9 protein-coding genes are annotated in these 12,641 nt (G+C 38.2%); 7 read left to right on the top strand and 2 right to left on the bottom strand.

The features are described 5' to 3' along the window. The first annotated feature begins 33 nt into the window (after positions 1–33). The 7 genes from ACXACQ_RS17130 (at position 34) to ACXACQ_RS17160 (ending at position 9,484) form a co-directional block, all read left to right on the top strand. Positions 34–825, top strand: coding sequence for a helix-turn-helix domain-containing protein (locus ACXACQ_RS17130; RefSeq protein ID WP_474977190.1), 792 nt, complete (start codon positions 34–36; stop codon positions 823–825). A gap of 156 nt (positions 826–981) precedes the next feature. Then, a complete protein-coding gene (locus ACXACQ_RS17135) occupies positions 982–1,548 on the top strand; it encodes a Crp/Fnr family transcriptional regulator (protein ID WP_474977191.1) in 567 nt (188 codons plus the stop codon). 94 nt (positions 1,549–1,642) lie between these two features. Beyond that, positions 1,643–2,032 (top strand): RidA family protein, encoded by a 390-nt coding sequence (locus ACXACQ_RS17140; protein ID WP_474977192.1) that lies wholly within the window; start codon positions 1,643–1,645, stop codon positions 2,030–2,032. Between the two features lie 306 nt (positions 2,033–2,338). Beyond that, positions 2,339–6,184 (top strand): carbohydrate-binding protein, encoded by a 3,846-nt coding sequence (locus ACXACQ_RS17145; protein WP_474977193.1) that lies wholly within the window; start codon positions 2,339–2,341, stop codon positions 6,182–6,184. A gap of 403 nt (positions 6,185–6,587) precedes the next feature. Then, positions 6,588–7,442 carry a DUF4349 domain-containing protein gene (locus tag ACXACQ_RS17150; protein WP_474977194.1) on the top strand — a complete coding sequence of 285 codons (855 nt, stop codon included), beginning with the start codon at positions 6,588–6,590 and terminating at the stop codon, positions 7,440–7,442. Positions 7,443–7,616: 174 nt separating this feature from the next. Beyond that, positions 7,617–8,444 (top strand): alpha/beta hydrolase, encoded by an 828-nt coding sequence (locus tag ACXACQ_RS17155; protein WP_474977195.1) that lies wholly within the window; start codon positions 7,617–7,619, stop codon positions 8,442–8,444. Between the two features lie 77 nt (positions 8,445–8,521). After that, positions 8,522–9,484, top strand: coding sequence for an alpha/beta fold hydrolase (locus tag ACXACQ_RS17160; RefSeq protein ID WP_474977196.1), 963 nt, complete (start codon positions 8,522–8,524; stop codon positions 9,482–9,484). A gap of 368 nt (positions 9,485–9,852) precedes the next feature. Here ACXACQ_RS17160 and ACXACQ_RS17165 read toward each other — a convergent pair whose 3' ends face one another. Both ACXACQ_RS17165 and ACXACQ_RS17170 read right to left on the bottom strand, forming a co-directional pair. Continuing rightward, complete coding sequence (locus ACXACQ_RS17165) at positions 9,853–11,202, bottom strand: DUF3526 domain-containing protein (RefSeq protein WP_474977197.1); 1,350 nt, start codon at positions 11,200–11,202, stop codon at positions 9,853–9,855. Then, a complete protein-coding gene (locus tag ACXACQ_RS17170; protein WP_474977198.1) occupies positions 11,199–12,641 on the bottom strand; it encodes an ABC transporter permease in 1,443 nt (480 codons plus the stop codon). Before ACXACQ_RS17170 ends, ACXACQ_RS17165 begins: the two co-directional genes overlap by 4 nt.

Here is a 12,641-nt window from a genome sequence, read left to right on the forward strand (position 1 = left end):
AGATTGTAACTTTAATCGATTGAAAATTAAAATATGGAGGCTGCAAAATTATTTTATTCTGTAATAACCGAAAAAGAGCGAGAAAAAGATGATTTTCTTGCCGATACCATATTTACATTTCAAATCTCCGGCAAGTTGATTTTAGAAACTTCGGATGAAAGAATTTCTACACAAACCGGAGATATGACACTGATTAGGAAAAATCAATTTGTGAAAGTAACAAAGTCGCCATTTGAAGGAGAAGCTTATAGAACTATAATTATCGCATTCAATGATGAGGTACTAAGAAATTATGCGCTTAAAAATAGTATAGAGATAAAGCAAAAGTATACAGGCAAACGGAACATATTTATTACTCCTAATGCATACCTCAAAGGATTTTTCGCTTCTGTTATGCCATATGGAGAAAGACCTAACCAAGTAATAACCTCAAAATTGGGTCTATTAAAGGTAGAAGAAGCCATACAGCTACTATTACAAACACAGCCTGAGTTAGATCAGTTTCTTTTTGATTTTACCGAACCTCATAAAATTGATTTAGAGAAATTCATGCTCATGAATTATCAGTTTAACGTTCCTATTGAGAAGTTTGCTCAGCTATCAGGAAGAAGCCTTGCTGGTTTTAAGCGTGATTTTCAGCATACCTTTGGTACTTCTCCAAGAAAGTGGTTACAGTACAAACGTTTAAATGAAGCCTATCATCAAATTAAACAAGGCAATAAAACACCCTCAGATATATATCTAAATTTGGGTTTTGAAAGCCTGTCGCACTTCTCTAATTCTTTTAAAAAGAGATTTGGACTTAGCCCTACCCAGTTAAAATAACTTCATCGCTTTGTCCATACCTCTAGCTATCGCGGTTCTACACTGATAGAGCGTGGCCTCTGAAATTATTTTGGTATCTTAACCTCAAATTATTTAGGCATCAACCTCCATGCCTTCAGTAAATTAGTACATTCTTCATACGCCTTACTAACCATCATGTTAAACAAATTCGAAAGACACATAAGAGAAATTATCACGTTAGAAGAAGAAGAATTTCCGGCAATAGCCGCATACTTTTCAGCTCAAAAATATAAAAAAGGAGAGCTGCTAATCAGGCAAGGAGACAAGGTACAGCATACCTTCTTTGTGGTTAAAGGTCTACTGAAATTAACTTTTATAGATAAGTCTGGAAAGGAACACATTTTATCTTTTGCTCAAGAAGATTGGTGGGAATCTGACTATGCCGCATTTTTTAACGGTACCTCCGCCACTATGTCGCTGAAATGTCTGGAAGATACAGAGGTGTTAAGCATCAGTCTGAAGAATGTTCATCAACTGTATAGCTCATTTCCAAAAATGGAACATTTTTTTCTTCATAAAGCTAACAACGGACATATAGCCTCACAACAGCGCATCTTATCGCTGCTAAGTTCTAGTGCAGAAGAACGCTACAACCAGCTTTTAAGACTATACCCTACACTTCCGCACAGGGTATCAAAAACACAGCTGGCTGCTTACCTTGGCGTTTCTAGAGAAACGCTTAGTCGCTTGTATCAGTCATAGGCTTAGCCAATATATGATTTTTAAATAGTGATTTAGGTCACAAGTGCACGGCTTCGGTAAGCTATAGTTTTGTAAAAATTAAAAACGATAGCAAATGGAAAAGAGAATGATTAACCCTTGGACTTGGCAGCAGCAGCGTAGCTACCATCAAGCGATTGAAGTAACCAATGCAACGGGAACACTTTATGTTTCTGGCCAAACAGCCATTGATGATGATGGTATATCTAGCACTGAAGACATGAAAGTGCAGCTCCCATTAGCCATAAAAAATTTAGAGCGCGTAGTGGAAGAAGCGGGGTATGACTGTAAGAATATTGTAAGACTTAACATTTACACCACTTCGTCTGAGGAACTATGGCCGCATTTTAATGTACTTCAAGAATGGATAGACAAACACGGCATGCAACAAGCTGTAACACTACTGGAAGTAGTCAGTTTGTTTGAAACACTAAAAGTAGAACTTGAGGCCACTGTAGTAAAATAAAACCATGGAAGTAAGAAAAAGCTCGTTAGAGCTTTTTCATTAATTAAACAACAATATTATTAAAAGTAGAATTTACCCTTAATAATTTCACTACACCCAGATAATCAATAACTTAAGATAAACAAAAGATAAATTACTGCATCTTAAAATTTTAAAGTTAAATATGTGTTGCTTAAAGAATTGGGATTTGTAATATTGGTGACTTTACCCACTTTGGTATACTACTAAAGTAATGTTTACAGGTGTGTGCCACTATGAATTGGCTATTAGCACACCAGAAACAAATAACCAATAAACCCTAAACCAATGACACATCTTAATTTACAGGCCAGAGCTATATGCTCATGGCACTTGAGGCACCTGAAATGGCTATGCCTATTACTTATCATCTTCAATTTTAGTGCACCTGTTTCGGCACAATTCATTGTAGAAAACTTAACGCCCAACAACACCATAAAAGAAGGCCTTTCGTTAGCCCAAGCTGCTGATGGGCGAATTTTCATTGCCGAAAGGGCTGGAGTGGTCAAAGTGTATCAAGGAGGAAACACCAGCACGGTTTTCACCGTGAGCACCACTACAGACAGCGAACAAGGCCTATTAGGAGTTACACTTCACCCTGATTTCTTGAACAATGGCTATATGTATGTTTTTTACACCCGAGATGACAAGTATTTGCACATCATTGAGCGTATACAGCTAGACAGTAACAATCAAGAAATTAGCCGACAGCAGATCTTGACCCTAGACCCTATACAGGGTGGTTTCCACAATGGTGGCGACTTGAAATTCTTCAACGGATATCTATTTATCACGGTAGGTGACAGCCAAAATAGTGGTAACTCACAAAACCTAGATACTTATCGTGGTAAAATTTTAAGGGTAACAGAAAATGGTGCTCCAGCACCTGGCAACCCATTCTATGGATCTGGAAGTATTCAAAAGCAAAGCATTTGGGCTTATGGCTTTAGGAACCCTTGGCGTTTGGTTCCTAATGTAAAAGCTAATAAACTATTTGTATTAGATGTAGGCACATCATGGGAAGAAATCAATGATATCTCTGACCCAGCTCCATTATACAACTATGCGTGGGGGCACCCGCAAGGTGGAGATGGCATTCAGACCGAAACGGAACTATTTAACAACCCAATTTTCACCTTTCAAACCGGAAGTATAGGTAATGCATTGACCAATGGAGTTCTTTATAATCCTGACGTATCTCGTTATCCATCTTATTTGTATAATCAGTTTATTTTTAAAGATTATTTAAGAAACGAGATCCGCTATTTCGACTGGACACAAAACAACCCTCCGTCTACTTCATTTTATGATTCACCTCACAGAACTGCCTTAGGGATGATTCTGGGTAATGATGGATATATCTATTATTGCGATTATGGTAATAATGGTAATTTAATAAGGTTAAAATACGGAGAAGAAGATGCTCCTGAAATCATAAATAATCCATTAGCCCAAACGGCAATAGAAGGGGAGTCCGTAACATTTAGCGTAGATGTATCTGGTGCAACACCTATAAATTACCAATGGCAATTTAATCAGCAAGACATTGCAGGTGCTAATGCCAGCACTTTCACTATAGAGGAGGTTGCCATGTCCGATGCTGGCGAATACCGTTGTCTTGTTTCTAATAGCGCAGGCAATGCTGTAAGTAACAGTGCCACACTTACGGTCAATGAGTTTAACAATCACCCTGAGGTGGAAATAACGGCTCCTATAACATCTCTCACATGGGATGCTGAAGACAACATTTATTTCGAAGCTACTGCCACAGATGTGGAAGATGGTGTTTTACCTGCAAGTGCCTTTGCTTGGAGCATTGACCTGTTTCACGAAGATATACCCGGAGCTGGCCACTCACACCCGGGAGCCAGCCCACAAGGTGTTAAGTCTGGCAATTTTATAGCCTCTAGCCAAGGAGAAAAAACTCCTAATATCTGGTACAGGTTTAAAGTTACTGTTACTGATAGTGATGGTTTATCTACCACTACTTATGTAGATGTTCATCCTAATTTGGTAACTATTACAGCTACTACATTACCTGAGGGGCTTACTATAGAGCTGAATCAAAAACCTGGTATTTCTCCCCATGTTCAACAGACAGCTGTAAATGCCAACCTTCAGGTTCTCAATGCACCTACGCCACAGTTTATAGGCAACACTAGGTATGACTTCGACCATTGGGAGCATGGTGGTGAAGCCAATCAAACTTTTACAGCTCCGGCTAATGATGTTACTTTTACCGCTGTTTATACCGCTTCTGATGTTAGTCAGCAGCCATATGAAGGGGTAGTGGCTCAAATCCCAGGCTTAATAGAAGCTGAAAACTATGATGAAGGTGTTGGTACATATTATGACATAAATAAAGGTGGAGATGATACCTATCGCACAGGTGATGGCGTGGGCACAGAGGCATGTAGTGAAGGCGGTTATAATATTGGCTGGGTAGTAGCAGGAGAGTGGTTGGAGTACACAACCAATGTAAATCAGGAAGGTAGCTATTCTATTAACTTCAGGGTAGCTTCACCTTATGATAATAGACAGCTACACGTAGAGGTAGATGGCGTTGATGTAACTGGCACGGTACCTATGCCTAACACAGGAGGTTTTCAGGCATGGCAGACAGCTCAAATTTCTAATATTTACCTAACTGAAGGAGTACATATCATAGGCATTCATTTTGAAGCTAACGATATCAATTTCAATGCGTTTGAATTTATATACGATGGAGACTCTGGCAGTGCCCCTATAGCAGATTTTGAAGCCAGCACACAGCAAGCATGCTTAGGTACTTCAGTAACTTTCACCTCCGTTTCTTTAGGGCAGATAGATAATTATAGTTGGAACTTTGGAGCAGATGCTACTCCGGCCACAGCCACTGGCCAAGGCCCACATACAGTAGTATTCAATTCCGGAACTGGTATTAAATCTGTACAATTAACTGTGAGCAATGCTGCAGGCAACAACACTAAAATAGGCTCCATCCAAGTAGACAGTTGTAGTTCAGCACAAACGCCCTATGGAGGATCCCCAGCGATTATTCCTGGCAGGGTGGAAGTAGAGGAATATGACATGGATGGGGAAGGAATTGCCTATCATGACCTGAGTGCTGGCAATGCTGGCGGCAGCTATAGAACTGATGATGTAGATATTCAACCCACTGCCGGCAGTAATTTCAATATAGGATGGGTAGAAGCAGGCGAATGGCTAGAGTATACTGTAAATGTAACCGCACATGATGAGTATGACATCACCTTCGCGGTAAGCACTCCGTATGACGGCAAAACTTTACACCTAGAGCAGAATGGAGAGAATATAACAGGAGCAGTAAATGTGCCCAATACTGGCGGTTTTCAAAATTGGCAAACTGTTACTATCAGCGATATTCATTTGCATGAAGATATTACTGAATTAAGATTAGTACTCGAAACGAGTGATGTAAACGTTGATTATATAGATTTTCACCCCACCATAAGCAACAATGACACTACAGAACAGCCTGCTGAAGATGGTGAATTAGCTACTCTACAAGCGGAAGATGCCACAGTGGTAGGAGCAACTATAAACAACAACCAAAGTGGATATAATGGCGCTGGGTTTGTTGACTATGCAAACGCCATTGGGGATTACATTCAGTGGGAGCTATCTCTTTTAGCTGATGAATCAACGACTTTGCATTTTGATTATGCGCTATTAGGAGGCAACCGGCCTTTAGAAGTAATTGTTAATGGTACTTCTCTTGGTACAAAAGATTTTATCGCTACCGGTAGCTGGGGTGTTTGGCAATCGGTAGATGTAGAGGCTCAATTAGAAGCTGGATTAAATACTATTCATTTATTAGCTGTGGGCTCTAGCGGGCCTAACGTAGATCAGTTGAGGATTACACGTGCGGTAAATACAACAGCTCGTTTAAATAATGAAAGTTTAATTCCTCAGCAGAATATCACAGCTTACCCTAATCCAACTCAGTCAGAATTCAGATTATCTGAAGATGCAAATTGGAAATTATATAACATGATGGGAGAGTTGGTTATCAGTGGAAGTGGCCAATTTATAGATGTGAGCTTGCAGCCAGCGGGGATATATTATATTGACATTAATAATGGAAGTGAGAAGCTTAGAGTGATAAAGTATTAAATTATAATTAAGAAATGAAGACGCCCTTGGTAAATCTTTACCAAGGGCTTTTTTGTTTCCGATAATTGCATCAACAGCAAAACCCTTTACCATTATTATTTAATTATATGTTCAATAAATTTAATTATGACTTTTATAAATATATATTTGAGGGTTTATTAATTTTTAATTTCTAATAAGAATAAAATTTTCATCGTTTATGCCGGCCGCTGTTCTAGAAAATGTGAGCCAGCTGATGTTTCTGATGATGGTTGGCCTAGATACTTAACGGAAAAACTGATTAAATAAGTTTTAATAATATATGAGCACCATTGCGTGGGACTAACAATTACTACCTTATTAAATATCAAATCCTTTTTTCTAATTAACTCTACCATTTATTTTTAGTCATAAAGATTGTAATATGAAGACACTGGTTAAACTTATAATTTTATCTTTTGCCATTATAGCATGCAACAGCGGCCATAATGAAAATGGAATAGCTACTAACGGAGGTAGTGATCAACTAGAGGACTTGCTATATATCCCTTCTGCAGATCAAGCTGTGCCCGAAGGCTCTGCACCCTCCAAAAATGACATCAGCAAGAAAGTAATTAAAACAGGGACAATTGACTTTGAGACAAAAGAAATAAATGAGGCCTACAAAAAAATCAGTGCTTTACTGCCTACTTATGGAGCATATATAGAAGAAGAAAATCAGTCGAAAACATCACAACGCATCACTTATTACTTAACCATACGAGTGCCTTCAAATGGTTATGATACATTGCTATCAAAATTATCGAGCATTGCAATAAAGGCCGATAACAAATCTTCAAAGATAGAAGATGTTACTGAACAGTATTACGACCTCAAATCGAGAATTAAAAATAAACAAGCACTAGAACAACGATACATAGACCTGCTAGATAAAGCTACCGAAATAAAGGATATCCTGGCAATAGAGCAAAATCTCAACGAGATCCGTACTGATATTGAAAGACTACAAGGCCAATTCAGGTACCTCAGCAAGCAAGTGAGCCTCAGCACCATCAGACTTACCTTTTATGAAGTGCTTCCATATGTTTACAATTCAGATAACAGAACTGGTTTTGGCACAAGATTGCTTAATGCTTTAAGCATAGGCTGGTATGGCTTTTTATCATTTCTAGTAGAGCTTACAGCAATTTGGCCATTTATAATACTATTAGGTATAGGTATTTATCTGTTTAGGAAATGGAGAGCCCATATAAAAAAGAAGAGAAGGAATAATGCATAACTCCTAAAATCAGCAGGCAATACTATTTGATGTATTTTCATCAAGAAAATTGACGTCCAAATTTTTGAATAGGATACAATGGCTGTTATCCTATTCATTATAATAATTTAGTATACACCGATATAAATTTGCTAACTTAAATACGTATAACACTCACTATACCTGAACCACAAAATGATACAAAAGATACAATTACTGGCCCTACTATTTATTCATAGTGTGCCCTTAGGGCAAAGTTTACCCCAAAAAATCAGCGAAACGGATTTTAATATAGGGAAATCCATTACCATTAAATCCACTGTATTGAACGAGAATAGAGTGCTTAATATTTACTTACCTTCAAGTTACTCTGAAGATAATGCCAAAAACTACCCTGTAATCTATTTGCTAGATGGCTCTAAAAATGAAGATTTTCTGCATATCGCTGGCATCGTCCAGTTTGCTTCTTTCTCGTGGATAAATATGATTCCGGAAAGTATAGTGGTAGGGATAGGCAACGTAGATCGCAAAAGAGATTTCACTTATCCTTCTAAAAACAAGCTTGACCAGCAAGAATTACCTACCTCCGGAGAATCAAAAAAATTTACATTATTCTTAGAGACAGAACTTCAACCTTTTATTGCTTCTAACTATAGAACTACACAGAATAAGACCTTGATAGGCCAGTCTTTAGGTGGCTTACTGGCTACAGAAATACTTTTAAAAAAGCCACAACTATTTGACAACTACATCATCGTAAGCCCTAGCTTATGGTGGGATGATGAAAAATTACTGGACTTGGAGCCAGCACCTTATACTACAAAAAAAATCATTTATGTAGCCGGAGGCAAAGAGGGAGAAATTATGGAACGAACGGCAAAGGAATTACACCAAAAACTGCTTGAGGTTAAAAAGGAAAATACGAAGGTTTTTTATGAGTTTTTAGAAGATAAAACCCACGGTGACGCCTTGCATATAGCGGTATACCATGCCTTCGATAAAATGAACCCATCGCAACCTTAATGATAAGTATTACTAACCCCTGACATAAGGCTGTCGTTGGGGTAACATACGTTTGTCTAAAATCTTAAAATAAGAATATGACAAACGTAATCAGCCCAATGCTGCAAAAAGCAGCATTCCCTACCTCTAAGTTAATTGCTGTAAATGGAATAACTTTAGAAGTCTTCGAAGCAGGACTTCAGCATAAAGGAAAGCCAATAGTGCTATGCCATGGCTTTCCTGAACATGCATACTCATGGCGCCATCAGATCCCTGTTTTGGTAGAAGCCGGCTTCCATGTTATTGTACCCAACCAACGTGGATATGGACGCTCATCATGTCCTCATGAGGTAACAGCTTATGACATTGTACAACTAACAAATGATCTAGTGGCTTTATTAGATCATTATGGGTACCAAGATGCCACGTTTGTAGGTCACGATTGGGGAGCTAATGTGGTATGGCACCTTGCTCTATTACATCCTACCCGTGTCAATAAAGTAATCAATTTGGCTTTACCGTATCAAGATAGGGGAGAGCAACCTTGGTTAGAAATAATGGAAGAGACATTTGGTCCTGACTTCTACTTCGTACACTTTAACAAACAGCCGGGCGTAGCAGATAAAATTTTAGAAGCCAACACAGCTCAGTTTTTCAATAACCTATTTAGGAAACATCTGGCTGCTTTACCACCTTGCCCCGGTATGTTAATGATTAACCTAGCCAATGACGCAAGTCCTGAAGGCACACCTCTGCTGCAGCAAGAAGAGTTATCTGTTTATGTCACAGCCTTTGAAGTCTCTGGTTTTACAGGAGCCATTAACTGGTATAGAAACATGGATCGTAATTGGCATATTATGCAAGGAATACAACCTTTAATAAACCAACCCACTTTAATGATATACGGTGAGCATGATACAATACCTCCATCTCCGACCCTTAAAGATTTTGCCCCTAACTTAGACGTATTCACCTTAAAATGTGGACACCATATTCAACAAGAGTTACCAGCAGAAACCAACAAGATAATACTACAATGGTTGAAGCAACATAATAACTAAAGCGGATTGGTAGAAAGTCATTATTAATATTCACCCATTGCTCAATTTGTAAATAACAAGCATGTGATAAAGAAAGAGGCAATAACTAACATTTTCATAAGCACATGACCTAAAATTACTCTTTAGATAAAAATGTGATTTATAATAAAATTAATCACTCCTTAACTATAAGATTGATATTCAAGAAGGTGTGCAAGATTTGATTGAGCAGAATTTTAGCTCTAAGTGATAGAAGTACTCCCATTGCTAATGGTTAACTGTTAGCAATGGGAGTAACATAAGTACAACTAAGGCCACAGTTATACTTATATAAAAAGCTTTTATTTACCACCTATAGAAGGGATAAATAAACACCACAACCGTTGATATTAGCTAAGCTTGTATACTACGAATGTACCACACAAAACTATAGCAATGCTAGTGATCAAAGGCAAAAGAAGCGTTGACCAACTCACCTCATGCTTAATACTAACATGCTCAGGCTTAAAACGCTGCCAATCCACCTGATCAGCCTTTTCGTTAGTGAAAATTTTAGGATAGAAATATAACCTTGTTTGCTCATGAAACTTATCTATATAATCTAAAAATTCCATATAATCGGTTAAACCAGAACCTGCCATGTCATTAAAAGCTAACTGAGCGTGTATGGAAGGAATAAATTGAGCATACTTACGACTTGCTTTCTCCCGTTCCATTATCTTTTCACGCATGCTATTACTAGTTTCTTGTGATTCCTGATCTCCCAAGTTTTGCATGGCATAATACCAAAGCCAACTAAAGCCTTCTTCAGAAGGGTATCCGTATGATGAAAATTGCGGATATTGGTTATAAAACTTGTTCATGGTTTCATCCTTATCAGTATCCCACTTTTCATGGTAACCATCACGTTGTTTTATCATAGTGGTAAAAGCTTCAGGCACCGGATACTTAGTAGCCACCATATTATTTAAAGCTGATGGAAGTAACACTACCAAAACCAACCAACTTGATAAAAGCGTTAAAGCATTAAAATTAGAATTGCGCTTAAATGAAACTATAAATCCACTTAAAGCAAACCAAAACACCAAGTACAACAGCCCTGTTATCACGTATTGGATAAATAAACCAGATAAAGGGATGCCAAGTATAAGTAGGGCCATTACAAGTAGTACTGCCATTACACCAGTAAGCAAACTGAACCTTACCGCCAGCTTGGCCATTAAAAAGCTAAAGTTAGATTTGGACATAACACTAACCATTCTCCAAGTACCCGCTTCTTCTTCTTCAGATCTTAGGTTATAGGTAAATGCTATTACTAATAGCGGAAACACATAAACCAGAATAAAGCTAAAATCCAAATTACCATATAAGAGCTTAGCGGGGTTAACCAAATCGGTGTCATATTTTTGTCCTTCTAATGCCAGCAATGTTACACTTTGCACACTAGGGTTAACATCTTTCTGACCTATAGAAAGGGCCGTAAGTGGATCTATATCATTTACCACCCCAAATTTCAAATAGTATAAAAGCAGGCCTATATCATCATTATGAAGCTCTACATTACGCCTGATGTGCTCATCCTGAACTTCCACTACCTCGGCCGCAGCATGCTTTTGTTCTTGTAAAAATTGCCTTCCTATAACTATGCTTATCACCCCCAGCACAAAGACTAATAACAACCCTATCTGGCAAGTTCTAGTTCTTAAAAACTGCCTAAACATTAATATATAGATACTCATATTGCTTTTGCTTTTTTAGACCACTCTCGGATGCCTAAAACAGCAAGCGACATCCAAAAAATAATCGAAATAATAGATATAGTTTCATTAGAAAGAGCCTCAGCAAAGGTTGCATGCTGATAATTAAAATCCTCGAAAGACTGCCACTTAGAACGGTCCACCACATGCTTTTTACCTTCTGAACCACTCACTTTTTTAGCACTGATGTATTTCATTTGCAAGCCATTCATAGCCTGCGCCATTTTATACCTATAGTCTTCCGCTTGTTTTTGAAAATCAACATAGCTCTCAAAGTCAGTTCCTGAAAGTGACATAGACATATTTTTAACTGCTAAATATGGGTTAATAAGAGCTAACCATTTTGTGAACTGATTTTGCTTTCTATACTGATCTAGTAACTCATTTTGATGTTTAGTATAGATATTAGCGCTTATCTTTTCACCCTGGCTCATTACAAAACCACCATAATTGAAAGGTAATTGGGTAATATCTTTAACCCCATGTGCCTGTAGTACAGAATCTTTCAAGGCACTAAAATGAGGATCATTAGGATCGTGGCTGTCGCCAAAGCTGATCACTTCTTTTTCTATGGCAGTTCTGAACTCTAGCTTAGTAGGTGTATCATAAAAATAAGCTCCTAAAGCCTGTGCTGTACGTGGCATTAATACCACCATCAATAGCCATAAGCCGAGCAGCTTTACTAATGCATTTTTTGATGAGCCACTGCTCACTGAGATCAAGATCGTAATCACACACAGAACAGCTATAAAGACTATATAGGTACTGGAGATTACCAAAAGCCTCAGCCAATCGTCACCATCGGTATGATCATCTAGTATTAGCAGCACTCCTGCGGTGATTACAAAAGGCAATAAAAAAACCGTAGCGATACTGAGCAAGCCTAAAATCCGCCCTAAAATAATCTCTTTCCAGCTGGCTCCCTGAGTAATAAGTATTTTTAAGGTACCATTCTCCTTATCAGCTACAATGGCCGCATACCCTATAAAAAATATGATAAGAGGCAAGATGGTTTGTAGTATCATAGCCATACTGAGCTCTCCGAAACGAAGTAACCCTGTAGAAAAGCCTGCATCCGAAAAGTTGACCATATTCTGCTTATGAGCCTCTAGGAAAACGGCATTTCCGGTATAGCTTTCTATACCAAAATCAAACATGCTTAAAGGGTGTTTAAGCCGAAAGGCAAATGAGCCAAAATGCGCCATACGGTGCGGGTGCTTATCTGGGTTAGCCTCCCAACTTGCACGTGCCATTTTCTGGTGCTCAGTTCTAAAGTGGTTCTGCTGATAATAGCTAATACCACTATAGCTAGCGTAGGAGAGGAGTACCGCTATAATTAACATTAGCAGATACACTGCTTTGGATTTAAATACGCTAATCCAAAATTGTCTGGCAATTAGAAGTAATATTGCTTGTCTCAT

This window comes from Fulvivirga sp. AWR4_260, assembly GCF_056158185.1.

Excerpts from the sequence above, each read along its gene's own strand:
- ACXACQ_RS17130 (WP_474977190.1), top strand. The coding sequence starts at position 34 with ATGGAGGCTGCAAAATTATTTTATTCTGTAATAACCGAAAAAGAGCGA.
- ACXACQ_RS17135 (WP_474977191.1), top strand. The coding sequence starts at position 982 with ATGTTAAACAAATTCGAAAGACACATAAGAGAAATTATCACGTTAGAA.
- ACXACQ_RS17140 (WP_474977192.1), top strand. The coding sequence starts at position 1,643 with ATGGAAAAGAGAATGATTAACCCTTGGACTTGGCAGCAGCAGCGTAGC.
- ACXACQ_RS17145 (WP_474977193.1), top strand. The coding sequence starts at position 2,339 with ATGACACATCTTAATTTACAGGCCAGAGCTATATGCTCATGGCACTTG.
- ACXACQ_RS17150 (WP_474977194.1), top strand. The coding sequence starts at position 6,588 with ATGAAGACACTGGTTAAACTTATAATTTTATCTTTTGCCATTATAGCA.
- ACXACQ_RS17155 (WP_474977195.1), top strand. The coding sequence starts at position 7,617 with ATGATACAAAAGATACAATTACTGGCCCTACTATTTATTCATAGTGTG.
- ACXACQ_RS17160 (WP_474977196.1), top strand. The coding sequence starts at position 8,522 with ATGACAAACGTAATCAGCCCAATGCTGCAAAAAGCAGCATTCCCTACC.
- ACXACQ_RS17165 (WP_474977197.1), bottom strand. The coding sequence starts at position 11,202 with ATGAGTATCTATATATTAATGTTTAGGCAGTTTTTAAGAACTAGAACT.
- ACXACQ_RS17170 (WP_474977198.1), bottom strand. The coding sequence starts at position 12,641 with ATGAGACAAGCAATATTACTTCTAATTGCCAGACAATTTTGGATTAGC.